This window comes from Streptomyces sp. NPDC002817, assembly GCF_053592055.1.
In genome coordinates this window covers 57,261-77,281 of the sequence record NZ_JBSFUY010000024.1, presented here as the reverse complement: position 1 = coordinate 77,281, position 20,021 = coordinate 57,261, and the positions used below count along the sequence as shown (strand labels likewise).

Genomic DNA, 20,021 nt, shown 5'->3' with positions numbered 1-20,021 from the left:
GTCCGTCCCGGTCCCGGTCAGAGCGCCGACGGGGAGCCGACGCTGTTCTTCAGCGCCAGCACCAGTTGGGGACTGAGCGCGCTGCCCGCCCGATTGGCGAACAGCGTCATCTCGTAGGCGATGTTGCCCAGCTTGGCCTCCTTGTCGGTGACCACGCCGAGGACGGCGCCGCTGCCGATGGCGGAGACCAGGACGTGGCCGCCCTCCAGGTCGATGATGACCTTGTTGAGGCCGCCCAGGCCGTAGTTGCCGGACGCGCCGGCGGCCAGGCTGGTGATGCCGGAGACGATCGCCGCGAGGCGCTCGGAGTCGGCTTGCTCACGCAGTTCGGAGACCGCGATGAGCAGTCCGTCCGAGGAGACGGCGATGGCGTCCACGACGCCCGCGGTCTCGGTGGCGAAACGATTCAACAGCCAGGTGAAGTCGGCTGCCGCGGCCTTCAGTTCGGCCGGTGTGTTTCCCGTCGGAGTATCACCTGTCGACGTACTCACTGATCCGCTCCTTCCGGGAGGTGGTTCTGGTCGTGCTTGCGGGGGGTCTGGTGCGGGGTCTGTTCCGTGTCGCTGTCGCGATGGGCGCGTTCCACCGCGGCCTCGAACTCATCGAGGGCGCTGCGGACGGCCTCCGCGTCGGCGGGGCGGGGTGCCTGGCGGGTGCTCGCGGGGGCGGCGTCGGCCGTGGTGCGCAGGGTGGCTCCGCGGACGCGGCGGCGCAGAGGGCGGGCGGTGCCGGGGGCGTCGTCGGAGGGTGCCGGTTCCTCGGCGCGGGCCTTGGGGATGAAGGGCAGGCCGTCCGGAGCGGCCGGGTCCTCCTCGCGGCGTACCCGGCGGGGGAGGGGTCCGTCGTGTTCGTCGGTGGGGACCGGTGGCCGGGGGCCCGAGTCGTCCGTGGCCGCCGCCGGTGTGGTCGGTGCCGCCGGCTGCACCGCGGCCGCCGTCAGCAGCAGCGACTGCGGGAGGGTCACCTCGGCCGTGACACCGCCGCCCGGGGTGCGGGACAGGGCGACATCGATGTCCCAGCGACGCGCCAGCGAGCCGACCACGAAGAGGCCGAGCACCTTCGAAGGCACCAGGTCGAGACGTTCACGGCGGACGATACGGGCGTTCTCCTCGTCGAGCCGCTCGGGGTCCATGCCCAGGCCGTGGTCGGCGACCACGATCGCCGCGCCCTCGGCCGAGTTCTGCACGAACACCTCGACGGGACTGTCCGCGGGCGAGAACGACACGGCGTTCTCCACGAGTTCGGCCACCATCAGGGTCAGGTCGCCGATGATGTCGGGCGCCACCGCGACCTCGGTCCGCGCGAGCAGCTGGACCCGCCGGAAGCCCTCGATCTGGCCGAGCGCGGCCCGTACGACGTTGGTCAGCGCGATCGGCCCGGCGTCCAGGACGGTCTCGCGGATGCCGGCGAGCAGCATCAGGCTGTCGGCGTTGCGGCGCAGGCGGACGGCGATGTGGTCGATGCTGTAGAGGCGTTCGAGGAGCTCGGGGTCGGTCTCGCCGCGCTCCACCGCGTCGATCAGGGCCAGCTGCCGGGTGGTCAGGTTGCTGACCCGGCGGCCGACGTTGCCGAACATCTCGGCGACGTTGCGGCGGCTGAGCACCTGACGCTCCAGGAGCGCGACAGCGGTGGTCTGCACATGGTTGAAGGCCTCGGCGAGATCGCCGATCTCGTCGCGTGCCGTGGCCGGCATCTCCCGCAGCTGCGCCGGACGGTCGTCCTCGGCGTCGTCGTCGGCCACCCGGGCGAGCTCGCGCTCGGCGTCCTCGGCGACCTGCTGCGCGGCATGGGTCAGGGCCTGGACCGGCCGGACCACGGAGCGGCGTACGACCACCGAGAACGCGAGCCAGATGACGAAGCCGAGCAGGGCGAGGCCCAGCAGCAGGACGGCGTTGCGCAGGGCCTCGTCGGAGGCGCGGTCGGCGCGGTCGGCGATCTGGTCGATCAGTGCGGTGGTGATCCCCAGCCGGATCGCGGCCTGCTTGCGGTAGGAGGGGTACGCGTCGAGCGCCGCCCCGAACATCCGGCGGATCTCGGCGGGGGAGTCGGCCTGCAGGGAGCTGGGGTCGATCTGGAGCTCGGCGAACTGCCGGTTGATCGCGGCCTGCGGGGTGTTGTGCTCGATCCCGGCGAGCTGCTCCGTCTGCTCCTCGGTGGCGAACCGCGCGAACCGGTCGGCCTGGTGGGTGTACTCGTCGTAGGAGCCGATCGCGCCGATGAACTCGATGAGCGCGTTCGAGTCACCGGTCGTCGCGGAGAACACACCGGTCTCGAAGGAGCTGTGGGCGGCGTCGGCGCGCAGCAGGGAGTCGAGCAGGTTGCCGGTGAAGGTGGTCGCCAGGGCCGTGTTGCGGTCCAGGCCGAGGCCGTCGATCAGGCCCTTTGCGGCACTGGTGTAGGCGGGGTCGATGTTGTCGGCGGGCAGATACGCCTGCTCGATGGTGTTGCGCAGGCTCTCCAGGCCCTCGATCTCCCGCAGGGCCCGGGCCTCGTCCGCGGGGAGCCGGTCACCGAAGGCCCTGCGGACCTCCTTGACCTGGTTGTCCACCGCCAACTGCGTCTTGCGGTACGGGGTCTGGGAGGGGGTGCCGCCGTCGTTGGTGGCCTCGTGGCGCACGGAGAGCAGGATGGCCTGCTGGTGCTCGGCCTCCAGCCGGTCCACCAGCGTGGCGACCTCGGTGCTGGTGCGCACGAGCCGTGCCGCGTCGGCCGCCTCCGAGGACTGCTGGACCTGGTCGGTGATGAGGTAGGCGAGCAGGACCGCGACCACTGTCAGCGGTACGCCGACCAGCACGTTGAGCTTGTGCCGGAACGGCCGACGATCGGCGAAGCCTCGTACGCCACCCGGGGCCGAAGGCGGAGCCGACTCGCTCGTGGACACCAGGCCTCCTTCATGGGGGATGACGGCGCGCGAAGACCTCACGTGACCGATTCTGATCGTGTCGGATGGTGCCGAAATGCACCAATGGGGCACCGGCACGCCAGTGTGTCCGAACGCCAACGACCCGGAGACTACCGTCTCTTCGGAAGATCGATCATGCCACCCTGAGTCAAGAATCCGTTACAACGGGACGGCACCTGGATGACGGGACCTTGGCGCCTTTTCACAACCGGTCGCGCATTGACGCCAATTGGTGACCAGGGTGCACTTGACTGACCGAGAACTGGCTGGATTGGATCAGTGTCAGAGCTTGTTTCTCATCAGCCCACACAGCCCGGAACGGGAATCGTGACTTCCAACGCCCCACGCAGCAGGTCCATCCGGAAGCATCCCGGCGTAGCCGCCGTCGCGGTCGCCGCCACCGCGGCCCTGCTGGCGGGATGCGGCTCCTCCGACGACACCTCCGACCCGCTCCAGGAGGACAAGGGGAGCGGCAGCGGTGACACCGTCGTCGTCGGCTCCAACAACTTCGCCGAGAGCATCCTCCTCGCCGACATCTACGGCGAGGCCCTCAAGGCCAAGGGCATCAAGGTCACCTACAAGCCCAACATCGGCAGCCGCGAGACCACGTACGGCCTGCTGAAGAACGGCTCCATCACCGTCCTGCCCGAGTACAACGGCTCGCTGCTGTCCTACCTCGACCCCAAGGCCGAGCAGAAGACGGCCGAGGCGGTGAACGCCGCGGTGAAGACGAAGCTCGACAGCACGCTGACGCTGCTGGAGTCGTCGCCCGCCGAGGACAAGGACTCCGTCAGCGTCAACGCGGCGACCGCGAAGAAGTACAACCTCACCGCGGAGTCCACACTCGCCGACCTCAAGGACGTCGCTCCCGAGCTGGTCATCGGCGGCTCGCCCGAGTTCCAGACCCGGCAGCAGGGCCTGCTCGGCCTGAAGTCCGTGTACGGCCTGGAGTTCAAGTCCTTCAAGGCGCTCGACGCGGGCGGCCCGCTGACCCAGGCGGCGCTGACGAAGAACACCGTGCAGGCCGCGGACATCTTCACCACCGACCCGACCATCACCAAGGAGAAGTTCGTCGTCCTGAAGGACCCGGAGAACCTCTTCGGCTTCGCGAACGTGACCCCGCTGGCCTACAAGTCCGGCCTCTCCCAGGAGGGCGTGGACGCGCTCGACGCGGTCTCCGCCAAGCTGGACACGGAGACGCTCCTGGACCTCGACTCCCAGGTGCAGCTCGACAACAAGGACCCGCTGGACGTCGCCCAGGCCTGGCTGAAGTCGGCCGGACTGTCCTGACGCCCCACCCCGGACACCACGGGCCGACCGACGCGGGTGCCCTCCGACACGGAGGGCACCCGCGTCGTCTGTCGGCGGAGCGGTGGCCCGCTACCGGACCGCGGTGGCGATCAACTGGTCGATGAGAGCGATCAGTACGTCCCGGGAGGACTCGCGGTCGCGGGCGTCGCAGAGCAGGACCTGGACATGGTCCGGCAGGGCGAGCGCGTCGCGGATCTCGTCGGGCGGGTAGGGGTGGTCACCGTGGAAGCCGTTGACGCCGACGACGAAGGGGATGCCCCGGCGTTCGAAGAAGTCGATCGCGGCGAAGCTGGACTCCGGGCGGCGGACGTCGACGAGGACGACGGCACCCAGGGCGCCCAGGGCCAGGTCGTTCCACATGAACCAGAACCGCTGCTGGCCGGGGGTCCCGAAGAGATAGAGGATCAGCTCCCGGCTGATGGTGATGCGGCCGAAGTCCAGGGCCACGGTGGTGGCCTTCTTCTCCTCGATGCCGTTCAGGTCGTCGATGCCCAGGCCCGCCGCGGTCAGCGACTCCTCGGTGCGCAGCGGGGCGATCTCGCTGACCGAGCCGACCATGGTGGTCTTGCCGACGCCGAACCCTCCGGCGATCAGGATCTTGACCGTGTCGGGTGCCGGCCGGGTGATGGTGTCAGAGTCGGCCAAGGCCGTCCCTCACTTTCTGCAGCAGGTCCAGGTCGACGCTGGCGGCGACCGGATGCGGCGGGCGGACCGTGATGCGGCCCGCTTCCAGCAGGTCGCAGAGCATGATGACGATCACGCTCATCGGAAGGTCGAGCAGAGCGGCGAGTTCCGCGACGGCGATCGGCTCGGCACACCGGCGCAGGATGCGCTGATGCTCCGGCTGCGGGCGGGGCGCCCGGGTCGGCGGCGGGTCCACCGCGGTCACCGTCGAGATGAGGGTGAAGTCGGCGCGGCTGGGGCGGGTACGTCCGCCGGTCAGGGCGAACGGCCGTACGAGACGGCCCGCCGTGTCGCCTCCGCTCACCTCACGCGCCGGAGTCGGCGGTGGGGCCGACGCCTGCCCGCGGTGCGGCGCTGAGGTGCTCGCCGATCTTCTTCACGAGCATGTTCATCTGGTACGCGACCACACCGACGTCGGCGCCCTGGTTGGTGAGGACGACGAGGTGGGCGCCGGGGCCGGCGGAGGTGAGGATCAGATAGCTGTGCGCCATCTCGATCAGTGCCTGCCGCACCGGGCCACCGCGGAAGTCCATGCTGACGCCCTTGCTGAGACTCATGAGCCCGGACGCGGTCGCCGCCAGCCGCTCGGCGTCATCACGCAGGAACCCGGTCGACTTACTCACGACCAGCCCGTCCTCGGACAGCACGACGGCATGGTTCACCTCGGCGACCCGCTCCACGAGTCCGGTCAGCAGCTGGTCGAGCTGGGTGTGGGTGGCGGGGGTGGGGCGTGTCATGAGGGCGTCCTTCGTCGGCGGGCGGCGGCGGGGGGTGGGAGAGGCGGCGGTCGGAGAGAGGGGCGGGAAGGTCAGCGGTCGGCTGGGGTGTCCGTGCCGGTGGCCGGGGGCTGGGGGCCGGGGCTGTCCGGTGTGGTTGCTTCCTCCTGACCGTACGGCGCATCGGTGGGGGTGGAGGGTTGGGGGTGGAGGTTTTCCGGTTCCTGGCCGTCAGACGCCTCGGCGTCCTCGCCCCGCGCGAGGAACGTGCCGCGCTGGAAGCAGGCGAGTGAGGAGGCGGCGCGCTCCGCGGTGAACTCCTCGTCCGAGCCGTCCTGTTCGGCGGGCGCGGCGTCCTCGCGAAGCTCGACGGCGAGGCTGGTCTGGGGGACGCGGCGGGGGAGCGGGGCCATGCCCGGGCGGCGCCCCGGGTGTCCGACCTCGCCCGCACGATCCACGTCACCAGGGACCCTGAGTCCTCCAGGCCGGTCGGTCTCACCCGCGCGGGAGTGCTCCGAGTCGCCCTGTGCGCCTCGTCGGCGCGCGGGCAGAGGCGGGACGGGGGTCTCGGCGTCCCGCGCCTGCCTGTCGGGTCCCGTGGCCTCCGGACGCCGCTGCCGGGCGGGAACTCGGTCCTCGACGTCCGTGTGTCCAGGAGCTCCCTTGGTCGCACTCTGCTTCACCCCGGGTGCGCCGGCGTCCGTGCTGCCGTGCCGGGTAGCGACTGCGGTGTCGGAGCCGGTCAGTTCAGCCGCCCCCGTGGTCGCACTCCGCGCCCCATCGGCTCCGTCGGTCCCCGAGTCGCCGTGTCGGAGGAGTCCTTCGGCGTTGCTGCGTGCCGGTTCGGGGGCGGCCTGCTCCACGCCGGGTCCGTCGGCTTCCGTGCTTCCGGGCCGGCCGAGGGCTCCGGCGTTCGTCTGTTCGACAGCCCCCGTGGGCGCGCCCCGCCGCGTACCGGACTCGTCGATGTCCGTGGTGCCGCTCCGGGCAGTGACTCCCCTGGCGGCGTGGGTCAGTTCAGGGGTGCCCCCCGCCGCAGCGGGTTCGTCGGTGTGCCGGACCGGGCCTCCCGTTCCGATGCGGGCCCGGCTCGCGGTCGTACCCCAGGTCGTGCCCGGTCCGGTCGCCTCCCGCGTACCCGGCACATCGGTGTCCGCGACGTCCCGTACGACGATCTCCTGCGGCAGCAGCACGATCGCCGTCGTGCCGCCGTACGGCGACGGACGCAGGGTGACCGCGATGCCGTGGCGGGTGGCGAGGCGGCCGATGACGAACATGCCGAGGCGGAGGTCGTCGGCGAGGGCGACCACGTCGAACTTCGGGGGCACCGCCAACTGGGAGTTGAGGGAGGCGTAGTCCTCCTCCGACATGCCGAGGCCACGGTCCTCGACCTCTACGGCCAGGCCCTTGGCGACCGACGAGGCCTGCACCGTGACCGGCGCCGGGGCGGGCGAGTACACGGTCGCGTTGTCGATGAGCTCGGCCAGCAGATGGATCACGTCGGCCACCGCGGGCGGCGCGAGATACACGTCCTCCTCGGTGTGCACCTCCACCCGCTGGTACTCGGCGACCTCGCCCACGGCACTCCGCAGGATGTCGATCAGCGCGACCGGCTCCTGCCAGCTGCGTCCCGGCCGCTCACCGCTGATGACGACGAGGTTCTCCTCGTACCGCCGCAACTGGCTGGCCGTGGAGTCCAGTTCGTACAGACCCTTGAGGACCTCGGGATCGGTGTGCCGACGCTCCAGCGCATCGAGCTTGGTGAGCTGGAGGTTGACCAGGTTCTGGCTCTGCCGGGCGATGCCGAGGATCACCTTCTGGAAGCCGCGCCGGGTGTCGGCGAGTTCGATCGCCGTGTGCACCGCCGTACGCTGCGCCTTGTTGAACGCCCGCGCCACCGCGCCGAGTTCGTCACCGCCGTAGTCCAGCGGCGGCGCCGCGAGATCCGCGTCGACCGTCTCGCCGCGCTCCAGCCGCGACACCACGTCGGGCAGCCGCTCCTCGGCGAGGCTCAGCGTGGCCTCCCGGAGGCCGTGCAGCCGCCGGGACAGGGAGCGGGTGATCCGCCAGGACATGCCCACGCACAGCAGCAGCCCGAACAGCCCGCCCGCACTCAGCGAGGCGGCGGTGAGCAGCAGACTGTCCGCCTTGTCCGCGCTCCGGTCGAGCAGCCCGGACGTCTGGTCCTGGATCAGCCGGGTGTACGCGGCGGCGACCTTGTCCAGCGCGGCGGTCCACTTCTTCTGCGCGTCGGGCAGCACGACCTTGCCGTCGGTGGCCCTCGTCCGCGCGGCGAGCACCTGGTCCTCGATGTCCGTCAGGGTCCGCCACTCGGGGCTCTGCAGGATCCGTTCGGTCTGTGTCTTCGCGCTGCCGCTCAACTGCGGGACGATCTGGTCCTCGACGAGCCACCGGTGGGCGTCGACCAGCTGCGCGAACGCGATCCACTCCTTCTCGCCGAGATGCCCGGTCGGCCAGGCCAGGGTGAGCCGTGCGTCCTCCTGCGAGACCAGCTCCGCCGCGTGCTCCAGCGCGACCAGCGGTCCGGCCTGTGAGGTGAGGTCGCCGTCGTCGACCTGGGAGAGCTCCTGGAAGGCGTGGACCTGGTCGTCGATGATCGAGCTGTACTGGTCCAGCACCTGGGCGGGGGTGATGTCGGTCGGGTCGTCCACCTGGTCCCGGTAGTACTCCAGGCTGCCCACCGAGCCGAGCACCGAGTACAGCTGGTCCGAGATCCGCGACGGCGCCTTGGCGATCGCGTCGGACTGCCCGACCAGCTTGGCGACCGCCCGGTCCGTCTCCGCGCGCTGCGCGTCCAGCGCGACCCGGGAACCGCGCGGTGAGGCCAGCAGGGCCGCAGACAGGCTGCGTTCGCGCTGCAGGGCGAGCGTCGCGTCGGTGCCCATGGCACCGGTCGACCGGCTCAACTCGGTCTGTCCGCGCAGCCGCAGGCCCTCGGTGAACATCTGCGTCGTCGTCACACCCCACAGGGCGCTGAGCGCGACGCTGGGCACCAGGGCCAGCAGGATCAGGGAGAGACGTATGGAGCCGAGACGGCGCCGGGCACCTGTCCGTGGAGACATTCGTCGTCCTAGGCGATGAGCAGGGAGGGGGGTGGGAAAGCGGGGAGGGGGTGGGAAAAAAGGGGGGTGAGCGGGTGGGCGATACCGTGGGAGAGCGAGGGGAGGGGCGTGATCCGGCCGGTCAGCGCGTTCCGTTGGCCGCGAACCTCTCCACCGCGTCCACGTTCGCCTTCGTCACGAACGCCGGACCGGTGAGGACGGGAGCCACCCCGCCACCGCTGATGTTGCCGTTGGTCCGGTACAGCCACAGCGAGTCGACCGCGAGGTATCCCTGGAGGTAGGGCTGTTGGTCCACGGCGAACTCCACGGCACCGCTCTTGACCGCCTTCACCAGATCCTTGTTGAGATCGAACGTGGCGACGCGCGCCTTGCTGCCCGCGTCCTTCACGGACGCGACCGCGGTGAGCGCGAACTGCGCGCCGTTCGTGACGACTTCGTCGACCGTCGGGTCCTGCCGCAGCTGGGCCGTGATCGCGGCGGCGACGGCCTTGGTGTCGGTGCCCTCGACATAGAGGTTCTCCGTCTCGCCGGTGAAGGTCTTCTTCACCCCGGCACAACGGGCCTCCAGGGCGACGTTGCCGCGCTCGTGGATCACACAGAGCGCGTGTTCGGCGTCGAGGTCGTCCAGCTTGTCGCCGACGGCCTGCCCGGCCACGCTCTCGTCCTGGCCGAAGAACTCCAGCAGCCCGCCGGACTGCCAGGAGTCGATACCGGAGTTGAGGCCGACCACGGGGATGCCGGCCGCCTTGGCGGCGGCGACGGGTCCCCGCATCGCCTGCGGTTTGGCGAGGGTCACCGCGATGCCGTCCACCTTCTCGCGGATCGCGTCACGCACCAGCTCGGCCTGTCCGGTGGCGTCGGGGTCGCCGGCGTACGTCAGCTCGATGCCGTCCTTGGCCGCGGCCGCCTCGGCGCCCTTCTGCACCAGGTCCCAGAAGGTGTCGCCCTCGGGGGCGTGCGTGATCAGCGCGATCCTGAGCCCGGCTCCGCCCGCCTTGCCGGCGGAGGCGGCGGAGTCCGACGAGTCACCGGATGCGGAGCAGCCGGCCGCGAGCAGACAGACGGCGGCGGCCAGGGCGGCAACGCGTCTGGGAGAGACGGGAGGTGGGGGAGGAGTGATCATGATGGTGCGGCACCTCGCTGTGCGGCCGAGCTGGAGGAACGACGAGAGGGAGCACCCGGCAGACGTCCGATGCGTCGTACGCCGTCCGGGTGACTCTCGCTCGCGGAGCCAATCGCGTGAGGCCGTCGATAGTCAAGTGAGCAGCGACTTTATGTGAGTTGTCGGTGCCGCTTCGTGATGTTCAGGTGCGGACCAGCCGTAAAGCGTGGGGACTCTGTGGTGAACGGCCACGGCTTGTTCGTGGAAGGGGTCACGGCTTGCGCCCCACCGCCCCGTACATCGCGATGTCCTCGTCCCGGATCGGCTCCGTGTCCGTGCCGTCCGGGTGCCACTTGTGGACCTGGACGATCCCGGGGGCGACGAGATCGAGGCCCGCGAAGAACTCGGCGGCCTCCGGGTGGGTGCGCAGCCGCATCGGCATGTCCCGGGCCGCGTACTCACGGGCGACGCGACCGACCTCCTCGGGGGCGAACTCGGCGGTGCCGATGGACATCGCCAGATAGCTGCCGGGGGGCAGCGGTTCGAGGAGCCGGCGGACGATGCCCACGGCGTCGTGCTCGTCCAGCATGAAGTGCACGATCGCGATGACCGTCAGCGCGACCGGCTCGCCGGGATCGAGGGTCTCGCGGAACTGCGGGGAGTCGAGAATGGCCGCCGGGTCGCGCATGTCCGCCTCGACGTACGACGTCCTGCCCTCCGGTGTGCTGTTCAGCAGGCCCTCGGAGAGCGCGAGGACCAGGGGGTCGTTGTCGACGTACACGACACGTGCGTCAGGGGCCGCCGACTGGGCGATCTCATGGATGTTCGGCGAGGTGGGGATGCCGGAGCCGATGTCCAGGAACTGCCGTATCCCCGCCTCCGCGGCGAGCCACCGCACGGCCCGGTTCATCCAGTCGCGGTTGGCCCGCATGTGCACGGGCAGCGCGGGCCACTCGCGGCACATGGCGTCGCCCGCCTCCCGGTCGGCGGGGTAGTGGTCCTTGCCGCCGAGGATGTAGTCGTAGATCCGGGCGGCGTGCGCGGTCTCGGTGTCGATGCGGTCGGTGGGCCGTCCGTTGGCGGGCAATGTGCCCCTCCCGTCGCGTGGAATACGAGTTCAAGGTTCAACTTCCCATCAAACGCGGGGCAGTTGTGCGCCCACGTGAGAAATCACGATCCCCGGTGCCTTCGACGGAACGAATCCCCGATCCCCGGCCGCTCGCTGGAGCGGCTCCGCCCGCGCTCCCACGCTGACGTCATCCGGCGAGGGAGAGGACCCACGATGAAGCCCCCGATGACCACGGCCGAAACCGTCCTGCCAGGCCACCCCCACCCCCACCCCCACCCCCGACGCCGATCCGCCCTGATCGCCCTGCTGCTCGGCGAGGCCATGAACCTGCTGGACACGACCGTCGTCCAGGTGGCCGCCCCCGCCGTCCATGCGGACCTCGGCGGGCCGGTCTCCGACGTCCAGTGGTTCGGCACCGCGTACACCCTGCCGTTCGCGGTGCTGCTCATCACCGGCGGGCGGCTGGGGGACATCGCCGGCCGGCGCCGCGTCTTCGTCCTGGGCGTCATCGGGTTCACGCTCGCCTCGATCGCCTGCGCCCTGGCGCCCACGCCCGGCGTGCTGATCGGCTTCCGCGCGGTGCAGGGCGCGGCGGCGGCCCTGGTAGTCCCGCAGACCATCGGGCTGATCAAGGCGATGTTCTCGGGACCGGAACTCTCCCGCGCCCTAGGCAGCATCGGCCCCGTGATGGGCCTCGCCGCCGTCTGCGGACCGGTGCTCGGTGGGGTCCTGACCCACGCCGACCTCTTCGGCTCGTCCTGGCGCGCGGCCTTCCTGGTCAACGTCCCCCTCTCGTCGGCCGTCCTCGCCCTCGCGACCGCTCTCCCCGAGAACCGCGCCCCGCACCGCCCCACCCTCGACCTCACCGGCACGGCCCTCGTGGCGGCCGGTACCGGCCTCCTGGTCCTCCCGCTGATCGGTACCGACCTAGCCGCACTGCCGGCCCCGGGCTGGGCGTCCCTGGCCGCGGGAGTGGCCCTGACGGCCGCCTTCGCACTTCAGCAGCGCCGCACCGGCCGCACTCCGCTGATCGAACCGAGCCTCTTCCGCCACCGCGCCTTCCCGGCCGCCCTGGTGACCTCCCTGTGCTTCTTCGCGGTGACCACGGGGCTGTCCACGGTCGTCGTACTGGATCTCCAACTCGACCAGGGTGAGGGCGTGCTGGCGGCAGGGCTGAGCCTCACCCCGTGGTCGGCCGGGCTCGCCGTGGCGTCCTGGGCGGCGGGCGCGCATCTCGTACGACGCCACGGACACCGCCTGATGCCCATCGGGCTCGGCGTCCTCCTCGCCGGAATGCTGGGCGCGATCGCCACGTACCACGCCTCCCACCCCCGTCTCCTGCTACCGGCGCTGGCCGTGATCGGACTCGGCGCCGGACTCTTCAGCCCCACGTTCTTCACCGCCGCCCTGGCACCGCTGGCACCACGCGAGATCGGCTCGGCGGCCGGACTGCTCAACGCCGTCCAACAACTGGGCGCCACGCTCGGTGTCGCGGTGCTGGGGAGCGTCTACCTCGACGGCGGCGCACCGCAGACCGCGTTCCGGGTGGCCGTGTGTCTGGTGGGGGTGAGCCTTGTGACGAGCAGGGTGATGGCGGTCGCGGATGTCTCCGCCGAGGGTGAACGCTGAGCGCCTGGGTGTCACGGAGGTCTCGGTCGTGGGGGGGTGCCCCTATGTCTTTGGTCAAGATGGTCGGGTGGCAGCGTGGCTGTCGTGAGTGATGACATGCCTGTTCGAGAGTTGGCGGGCGAGAGCATGCGGCCGTGCGACTTCTGTGGTCATCCGGTCGTGATGGACTCGGTCGACGAGCGGGACTGCCCCGTGTGCGGCGAGACCGCTGAGGGTCAGCCAGCTGAGGCCGGCCGGGGCTCGTAGCAGGTTCCGTCGCGGGGCTACGAAGACGGTAATGGGGGGCGGGGCCGTCGCGGGTGCTTCGGTCGTGCGGGTCGCTGGGTGCGTGGGTTGTCGCGGGTGCTTCGGTCGTGCGGGTTGGTGGGGGCGGGATCGGCGCCGGCACTTCGGTCGTGCGGGTCACCGGATGCCCGGGCGGTCGTGGCTACTTCAGTCGCGTGGGTCGGTGGGGGCTGTGTCCGTCGCGCGGCTCGCTGAGGGCCGGGGCCGTTACCGGCGCCTCGGCCGTGGCAGATCGGTGAGGGCAGGGCTGGCCGCCTTCAGGTTGCGCAGTACCGGGCTGGACTCCAGTGAGCGGATTCCGTCCAACGGGCCGAGTCTGCGGGTGAGATAGCGGTGCAGCTCCGCCGGGTCGCGGCAGAGGGCCTGTGCGACCAGGTTGGCGGGGCCGGTCGTCGCGGCCACGAACGCCAGCTCGTCATGGCCGGCCAGGGCCGTCGCCACCCGCTCCAGCCGGGCGGGCCGCACCGACATCCACAGCAGCGCCCGGGTGGTGACGCCGAAGGCGCCGGCGTCGACCTCGACATCGAAGAAGAGCGCACCGCCCGCTCGCAACTCCGCCAGCCGCCGCGCCACGGTGCCAGGAGTCCAACCGGTGGCCGCGGCCAGCTCGTTGAGGGTGACCCGCCCGTCCTTCTGCAACGCCGCCAGCAGCCCGGCGTCCTCCGGCCCCGGCCTGCGGGGCGCGGCCACAGGGGTGGTCCGGGCCCGTACGGCCCGCTGCTGCTCCTCGTCCAGTACGTCGGCGCTGCGACGCCAGTTCGCCGGACCGCCCAGGTAGGTGTGGAGCAGACAGTGGGCGGACACCGCGGTGATGCCGCCGGTGCGCGGAATGTCGTGCAGCAGGAGGGAGTTGTCCCCGGCCGCCTCGGTCGGGGCGTGGACGACCGCGACGATCTCGGTGCCCCCGGAGGCGAGCTTCACCCAGGACGTGTCCGGCCGGCGCACCAGGGCGCGGGCGATGTCCTGGGCGGACCGGGCCGTGGCGGTGATCCGCACCAACCACTGGGTACGCCCCGCCTGATGAGGGTCCGTCAGCCCGACGACCCGTAACGAGGCCTGGGTACGCAGCCGCCCGTAGCGCCGGGACACGGTCTGCGTGGAGACCCCGAGCACACCGGCGACACGCGTGAAGGACGCACGCCCGTCGACGTGCAGCGCGTGGATCAGACCACGGTCCAGGTCATCGAGCACGTGTCCGGCCTCCCGGCGACATCATCCGTACGTCAGGTTCGAGCAGGGATCGTCATCCGCGGACCGCGCGCCGTCCGCGACCTCGGTGGGTACGGCCGTCGGTGTCGCGGTGGGGGTGGCGGCGTACGACCGGCCGAGTACGACGCTGATCCCGGCCCCCGTGACGGACTCCAGCTCGGCACCCGGGAACGCCTCGGCGACGGTACGGGCCCGGGACAGCTCGCCGGGACCGTACTCGACCGACGTGCCGGTGTGGTCCTGCGCGGCCGCCGTCGACGTACCGATGACCGTGAACCCGTCCGACGTGAGCGTCGCGGCGGCCCGCGCGGCCAGGCCGGTCACCGTGGTGCCGTTGTAGACGGAGACGTCGATCCCGGCCCCGGAGACGGGCGAGGCGGAGGCGGTCGGCACCGCCTTCTTCTTTCCACCCGCGTTCTTGCCGTCGATCGTCCGGTCCGCCTTCAGCGTGGCGAACAGCTCGCTCGCGTCCGGCTGCACGATCGCGACGCGTGACCCCTCGTACCGCCAGGGCACGGTCACGAACTTGGTGTTGTGCAGGTCGATGTCCTTCAGGGCCATGGCGAAGGAGATGAGCTTGTCGGCCGTGCCCAGACCCGAGTCGACGGTCAGTGACTTCGTGGCCGCGTCGGCGAGCGGCAGCAGCCTGGTCGGGGTGAGACCCCTGCTCTTCACCTCCTTGAGCAGGCTGGCCACGAACGCCTGCTGGCGCTTGATACGGCCGATGTCGGAGCCGTCCCCGATGCCGTGCCGGATCCGGACGTAGTCCAGCGCCTTCTGCCCCGAGACGGTCTGCTCGCCCTTCTTGAAGAGCCGCTTGCCCGGGGTCGTGCGGTTGGGGTTGAGGTCGTTCTGGTAGACGTCCTTGGGGAGGCACACCTTCACGCCGCCCACCACCTCGGTCAGCCGGGCGAAGCCCTTGAAGTCGACGACGACGGTGTGGTCCACGCGCAGCCCGGTGAGCTGCTCGACGGTGTTCTGGGTGCAGGCCGGGTTGCCCTTGGCGGTGTCGCCGACGGAGTAGGCGGCGTTGAACATCGTGTCGGTCCGTGTCTTCGTCCAGCTGCCGTCGGGGAGCTTGCACGGCGGGATGCTCACCAGGGTGTCGCGGGGGACGGAGACCGCGAGGGCGTGCTGGTGGTCGGCGTAGATGTGCAGCAGGAACGTGGTGTCGGAGCGCCCGATGTCGTCCTTGTCGCCGCCGCCGAGCTTGTCGTTGCCTCCGGTGCGGGCGTCGGAGCCGATCAGCAGGACGTTCTCGCCCTTCTGGGAGGCCGCGTCGGGGCGGTGGTCGGAGAGGCCGCCCGCGTCGAAGGTGCTGATGTTGCCGTCCAGCTTGAGATAGAGCCAGCCGGCACCGGCGGTCGCGAGCACCAGTACGGAGAGGCAGATCAGCAGCGCGAGGCGTATCCGGCGGCCCCGGCGACGTCCGGCCCGGCGGCGGCCGCTCTGCCTGTGCCGCGGGGGCGCGGGCCTTCGCGTGCTGGTGATCGTCATGCGCGCCCTCTTGCGTATTGCGGGGGTTTGTCATGTTCGCCCTGAGTTGTACAGTTGCGCACCGAAGCAACGTCATCCGACGGGCGGCCGGGGCAAGTGTTTCCGACCGACGTAAGAGTGAGTTGAGAAGAACTCCGAAGAAGGAGGTCGCGGCCGTGCTCCGTAACGGACTGGAACCCTGGCACCTGCTGATCGTGGCGATAGTCGTCATCGTGCTGTTCGGCTCGAAGAAGCTGCCCGACACCGCACGAGCGCTCGGCAGGTCCATGCGCATCCTCAAGAGCGAGGCGAAGGCGCTGAAGGACGACGACACCACGGCCACGGTCACGGAGCCACCGGCCACCACCCAGGCGGCGGGCCCCACGACCTGACTCCGGGCGCCCCGACCGGCCGCCCACCGACACCGACACCGACCCGCACCTGCGGCGGCGCACCGGGCGGGCCGCGGCCTACGCCGACGTGCCGGCCCAGGATCGCCTCGCCTGCGCGGAGCGGCCGCAACGGCGTGCCGCTCCGGATCGCGGTCCGCGGTGGTGTCCCCGCACAGACCGGTCCGGCCCCTCCGGTCTTCCCGGCATGTCCGGTGCCGGTTCGGCATGCCCTTGCCGTGGTGCGTCGGTGAGCGACCCGCGATGGTGCGCTGTTCCCAGCGGCGGCCTGCGGTGTGCCGCCAGGATCGGGCCTCGCCTGCGCGGAGCGGCTCAGCCCTTCCGGTCCGTACGGCGACGGCCGGCCTCGGCGTGCCGTGGATGCGACGCACCCCCGCCACGGGACGTTCCGCTGACCCTCTCTCCATGCACGAACTCCCCCTGAAACACCGGCTGTTCATCCCGCGCACGTCAGGTGGGTCGGGGTGGGCAGCCGGTGGCTCAGAGGGAGTCGGTGGTGGGGCGGGGTCAGGCGGGCTGCTCTTTGGCGGAGCCCTGCGGCGCCGCCGCCCGCGCGGCCTTGCGCCGCTTGCGGCGGCTCACGCGCGGCTCCTGGTCCGGCAGCCAGCCGAAGGTCATGCAGCTGCCGACGACACCGAGCAGGAGCCCGATGAAGAAGCCGCCCAGGTTGGAGGTGAGCCAGGTGCCCAGGGTGAGCAGTACCCCGGTGATCGAGTAGAAGAGGCGCTGGGTGGGGTTGAACAGGATGAGCAGCCCCAGCACCACCATCAGCGCCGGCAGAAGATAGCCGGCCAGCCCCTGCATGCCGATGTGCAGGATGACCTTCAGCGACGCCTTCTCGGTGAGCAGGATCCAGGCCCCGCCCAGGGTGAGCAACAGCCCACCCCAGAACGGACGGTCGGCCCGCCAGGCACGGAAGGCCGACCGCACTCCCCTACGTGGAGTTGGAGTGTCCGACATCAGCAACCCGTGCTGCTGAAGCTGAGCTTGAGACCAGGAAGCTTGAACACCGCGGCCGTGGTCGCGTAGTTGGTCTGCCGCAGGTTGGCGATGCGCACGGTGTCGGACTGCTGGCTGAACACACCGATCGGACCCTTGACCCCGGCCTTGGTGAGCGTGCTGGCGTCGTTGCCGATCTCGATGTTGGTGAAGGACGCGTCGCCCGACAGCTCGGTCGAGTCGGTGGTCAGGTCGGTCGCCTGCACCTTCTGCGACCCGCTGCCCGCCTTGATGAGCAGGTTGGTGCCGCCGAGGTCGACGCTCTGGCACAGGCTGTCGAGGGTCGCGCTCTTGATCGCGGAGGTCACGACCAGCACCTGCCCCCCGGTGTCACCCTCGTTGGGGCTGCCCGGCGCCATGTTGTCGAGCCCGCCGAACTGCTCGAACCCGGTGCCGTTCAGCTCCTTGGCGGTGACCGTGAACGGCATCCCGGAGATCGCGAACTGCACGCCCAGCGCGCCCTCCGCGGTGAGAACCGCGAGCGTCGCGGCGACCAGCGTGGCCGGCACCGCCATCACGGCGGCCCGGCGGGCCCGGACCCGTCCGCGTCTGACGGGGTCGGGCGAGGAACCGCTTTCCGGGTTCTCGGGGGTGTTGTCGGCGGACGACGAGACGTCCGAGGACGAGGCCATGTCTGCTCCCAGGTGCATAGAAAGTGCGGTCTGGCATCTCACTGGCACGTTGTCCTGGCGCGGACAGCGCATGCGGTGTGCGACCCCTCACAACTCCCGGCGGACGCAAGGGCTTTCTCGCTACTCCGCAGTAGCCGCTGAGGAAGTTACCCGGGGTTACTTTCGAGGGTCAAGGGAGTTGTGAAAAAAGGGTGCCGGTTGTGCCCCGCCTGTGCGTCAAGGAATTCCAGTGTCCCGGCAAAACCATTGAACGATCGTCAACTCGCTTGTTTCTCCTTGACGTTGACTGAGCATCAGGTCTACAACTCTCACTGGTTCACCCGGATCCGTGGCGCCGGATCCGTCACGCGGCACTGCCCGCGTCTCCCGGACGTCCTGTCCGTACCGGGCACCTCCTGTGCCCGCCTCCTCCCAGGCACCCACACGGTCGCTTCCCCCCTCGGTCCGTGCCGAGTGCCTTTCCGCCCGGCCCGGCCGGAGGCCACCCCACGGTTCTCCGGCCGGTCACCGGCCGGCTGCCGTTGCCGGTCCGTCACGTACGGAGAAGGCGTGACGAGCCGGTGACGGTGGACGCCGCGTCGCGTCCCCGCACCCCTTTCAGCCCCCCCACCTCGGAAAAGAGGCACCCCCGCATGCGTACGCGAACCCTGCTCACCCTCACCGCCGCCCTCGCCGCCTTCACCCTCCCGGCGATCTCCCCGGCGTCGGCCGCCGACAACGTCCTCACCACCGGATCCGCGGGCGGCGACGCCGTCGCCGACGGCACCACGCTCACCGCACCCCTGGCGAGCGGCACCACGGCCACGCTCTACTCCAGCGCGACCGGCACCACGGGCATCACCTGCACCACCTCGCAGTTCACCGCGACGGTCGACAGCAACCCGGCCGCTCCCGGCACGGCCTCCGAGTCCCTCACCGCGCACACCTTCAGCAACTGCACCTCGAACAACGTGGGCGTGCTCGGCGTCACCAGCGTCACGGTCAACAACCTGGGGTACACCACCACCGTGGCCTCCGACGGCACCGTCACCGTGGCGCCGGGGACCGCCGGGGCCATCCAGACCACCGTCGTGCTCAGGACCCTGCTGGGCAGCGTCACCTGCGTCTACCAGGCGACGAACGGCAGCCTCACCGGCGCGGCCTCCAACACCGACAACAGCATCCAGTTCGCCAACCAGCAGTTCACCAGGAGCTCCGGCTCCTCGCTCTGCCCGAGCAGCGGCTTCTGGACCGCGAAGTACGCCCCGGTCGCCACCTCCGACGGTGCGGCGGTCTTCGTCAACTGACCTTCGCGCACACGGCGTTCAGCGTCGACGCAGACGCAGCGCCAGGGCGGCGCCCCCGGTGATCACCAGCACCGCGGCGGCGCCGCCCGCCACGAGCGGGGCCGAAGGGCCGGAGTCCGCGGTGGGTGTGGAGGCCACGGGAGTGGTGTCGGGGCTCGCCTCCGACGGCGTCGGTGAAGGTGTCGCCGTCCGGGGCTCGGCGCTCGGCGAGGCACTCGCGGCGGCCTTCGCGCCAGCGGTCACGGACGGCGAGGGCGACGCCGTGCCCGGCTCCTTCGTCTTCTCTTTGGCGTTCTCTTTCGCAGCCGCCGGGAACATCACGTCGGAACACGAGTAGTAGGTGTCCGGCGTGCTGCTGTTCTGCCAGATCGTGTAGAGCACATGGCGACCGGTCCGGTCGGAGGGCAGCTTCGCCGGCAGGCGGTACGCGCCGCCCGTCAACGCCGGGTCCTTGACCTCGGCGAAGGGCTGCGACGGCAGGTCGGACCAGGTGAGCGGCTTCGACGGGTCGTAGCCGGGCTTGGTCAGGAACATCTTGAACGTGCCGGTGTGCGGGATCGTCGAGGCGTACGTCATCGTCATCGACGCGCCCGGAGTGAGACGTGTCGACGGCCAGTCGGTGCGGGTCAGGTCGAGGCCCTTGTAGGCCGGCAGGCCGCCGCTGCACAGCTCGCCGTCGGGAACGGTCTGCCGGTCGCGGCCGTTCACGTTCGCGATCCGCAGGTTGTCCCAGGCCGCGAAGGAACTGCCGTTCGCGGCGACGGCGGCACGGCAGGCCGCCGTAGCCGCCCGCTCGCCGCCCTCGGGGGAGCAGGCGTAGGCACGGCTCACCGGATTCGTCGGCGCTCCGTGCGCCTGTGCCGGACCCGCCGCCCAGACGGTGAGCAGCAGCGGGGCGGCGGCGGTGGCCGCCAGAACGGTGCGGTATGCGGTCATCCGGGGCATCCGGGACGTCTCCTCGGCCGACGCGGGAACGGTTTGCTCCCGTGCAGTACGGAAATCCGGCCCGGCGCGTTCAGTGCGGGACAGCAGGGGGCGAAAGTGTTCATTCCCTCTCAACTCCTTGACGGCGAGGGTGGGTTTCCCGCCGGATCGAGGGTTTCCCCTGTATTCACATGACCTTCCCTTTGCCTATCGTTCGACCACAGCCGAACCACAGGTAACCCCTTCAACGATTCGGCTCACGCGCTTGGCCGGCCACCGCGCCGCTTTTCGATCTACCCCCCGC

At 70.7% G+C, this 20,021-nt stretch carries 16 protein-coding genes and 1 pseudogene; 4 read left to right on the top strand and 13 right to left on the bottom strand.

Annotation, left to right across the window (positions count from 1 at the left end):
• Window positions 1-17 precede the first annotated feature (17 nt).
• Both ACWD3I_RS34280 and ACWD3I_RS34275 read right to left on the bottom strand, forming a co-directional pair.
• Window positions 18-491: a roadblock/LC7 domain-containing protein gene (locus ACWD3I_RS34280; RefSeq protein WP_365397591.1), complete on the bottom strand. Its 474-nt coding sequence runs from the start codon at window positions 489-491 to the stop codon at window positions 18-20.
• Entirely contained in the window at window positions 488-2,881 is a 2,394-nt protein-coding gene (locus ACWD3I_RS34275; RefSeq protein WP_365397593.1) for a sensor histidine kinase, read from the bottom strand. The genes ACWD3I_RS34280 and ACWD3I_RS34275 overlap by 4 nt, the downstream gene beginning before the upstream one ends.
• 348 nt (window positions 2,882-3,229) lie before the next feature.
• On the opposite strand from ACWD3I_RS34275, the gene ACWD3I_RS34270 reads away from it, so the two are divergent.
• Window positions 3,230-4,192: an ABC transporter substrate-binding protein gene (locus ACWD3I_RS34270; RefSeq protein ID WP_365397596.1), complete on the top strand. Its 963-nt coding sequence runs from the start codon at window positions 3,230-3,232 to the stop codon at window positions 4,190-4,192.
• Between the two features lie 90 nt (window positions 4,193-4,282).
• On the opposite strand, the gene ACWD3I_RS34265 is transcribed toward ACWD3I_RS34270, so the two are convergent.
• The 6 genes and pseudogenes from ACWD3I_RS34265 to ACWD3I_RS34240 all read right to left on the bottom strand — a co-directional run bounded on the left by ACWD3I_RS34265 (window position 4,283) and on the right by ACWD3I_RS34240 (window position 10,885).
• The gene (locus ACWD3I_RS34265; RefSeq protein ID WP_365397599.1) at window positions 4,283-4,858 is read right to left on the bottom strand and encodes a GTP-binding protein; all 576 of its coding nucleotides are present in this window, start codon (window positions 4,856-4,858) and stop codon (window positions 4,283-4,285) included.
• Entirely contained in the window at window positions 4,845-5,201 is a 357-nt protein-coding gene (locus ACWD3I_RS34260) for a DUF742 domain-containing protein (protein WP_266886716.1), read from the bottom strand. Before ACWD3I_RS34260 ends, ACWD3I_RS34265 begins: the two co-directional genes overlap by 14 nt.
• Before the next feature lies 1 nt (window position 5,202).
• Entirely contained in the window at window positions 5,203-5,634 is a 432-nt protein-coding gene (locus tag ACWD3I_RS34255) for a roadblock/LC7 domain-containing protein (protein WP_046263356.1), read from the bottom strand.
• A gap of 1,124 nt (window positions 5,635-6,758) precedes the next feature.
• A pseudogene (locus tag ACWD3I_RS34250) lies at window positions 6,759-8,696 on the bottom strand (sensor histidine kinase); the annotation flags it as partial.
• Window positions 8,697-8,817: 121 nt separating this feature from the next.
• Complete coding sequence (locus ACWD3I_RS34245; RefSeq protein ID WP_365397607.1) at window positions 8,818-9,819, bottom strand: substrate-binding domain-containing protein; 1,002 nt, start codon at window positions 9,817-9,819, stop codon at window positions 8,818-8,820.
• 250 nt (window positions 9,820-10,069) lie between these two features.
• Window positions 10,070-10,885, bottom strand: a complete 816-nt coding sequence (locus ACWD3I_RS34240) for an SAM-dependent methyltransferase (RefSeq protein WP_365397610.1) — start codon at window positions 10,883-10,885, stop codon at window positions 10,070-10,072.
• Window positions 10,886-11,092: 207 nt separating this feature from the next.
• Here ACWD3I_RS34240 and ACWD3I_RS34235 point away from each other — a divergent pair, with 207 nt between their 5' ends.
• Window positions 11,093-12,496, top strand: a complete 1,404-nt coding sequence (locus ACWD3I_RS34235; RefSeq protein WP_365397613.1) for an MFS transporter — start codon at window positions 11,093-11,095, stop codon at window positions 12,494-12,496.
• A 492-nt stretch (window positions 12,497-12,988) separates the two neighbouring features.
• Here ACWD3I_RS34235 and ACWD3I_RS34230 read toward each other — a convergent pair whose 3' ends face one another.
• Window positions 12,989-13,972, bottom strand: a complete 984-nt coding sequence (locus tag ACWD3I_RS34230; protein WP_365397616.1) for an Lrp/AsnC family transcriptional regulator — start codon at window positions 13,970-13,972, stop codon at window positions 12,989-12,991.
• A 21-nt stretch (window positions 13,973-13,993) separates the two neighbouring features.
• Entirely contained in the window at window positions 13,994-15,487 is a 1,494-nt protein-coding gene (locus ACWD3I_RS34225) for an LCP family protein (protein WP_365397619.1), read from the bottom strand.
• A 155-nt stretch (window positions 15,488-15,642) separates the two neighbouring features.
• Between ACWD3I_RS34225 and tatA the strand changes: the two genes are divergently transcribed.
• Window positions 15,643-15,858 (top strand): Sec-independent protein translocase subunit TatA, encoded by a 216-nt coding sequence (gene tatA, locus ACWD3I_RS34220; protein WP_365397622.1) that lies wholly within the window; start codon window positions 15,643-15,645, stop codon window positions 15,856-15,858.
• Between the two features lie 525 nt (window positions 15,859-16,383).
• Here tatA and ACWD3I_RS34215 read toward each other — a convergent pair.
• Both ACWD3I_RS34215 and ACWD3I_RS34210 read right to left on the bottom strand, forming a co-directional pair.
• Window positions 16,384-16,836 carry a DUF6114 domain-containing protein gene (locus ACWD3I_RS34215; protein WP_365397625.1) on the bottom strand — a complete coding sequence of 151 codons (453 nt, stop codon included), beginning with the start codon at window positions 16,834-16,836 and terminating at the stop codon, window positions 16,384-16,386.
• Complete coding sequence (locus tag ACWD3I_RS34210) at window positions 16,836-17,507, bottom strand: DUF6230 family protein (protein ID WP_365397628.1); 672 nt, start codon at window positions 17,505-17,507, stop codon at window positions 16,836-16,838. Before ACWD3I_RS34210 ends, ACWD3I_RS34215 begins: the two co-directional genes overlap by 1 nt.
• Before the next feature lie 632 nt (window positions 17,508-18,139).
• Here ACWD3I_RS34210 and ACWD3I_RS34205 point away from each other — a divergent pair.
• Window positions 18,140-18,793 (top strand): Tat pathway signal sequence domain protein, encoded by a 654-nt coding sequence (locus ACWD3I_RS34205; protein ID WP_365397631.1) that lies wholly within the window; start codon window positions 18,140-18,142, stop codon window positions 18,791-18,793.
• 18 nt (window positions 18,794-18,811) lie between these two features.
• Here the strand turns inward: ACWD3I_RS34205 and ACWD3I_RS34200 are convergent, their stop codons facing one another.
• The gene (locus tag ACWD3I_RS34200; RefSeq protein ID WP_365397634.1) at window positions 18,812-19,738 is read right to left on the bottom strand and encodes a lytic polysaccharide monooxygenase; all 927 of its coding nucleotides are present in this window, start codon (window positions 19,736-19,738) and stop codon (window positions 18,812-18,814) included.
• Between the last annotated feature and the right edge of the window lie 283 nt (window positions 19,739-20,021).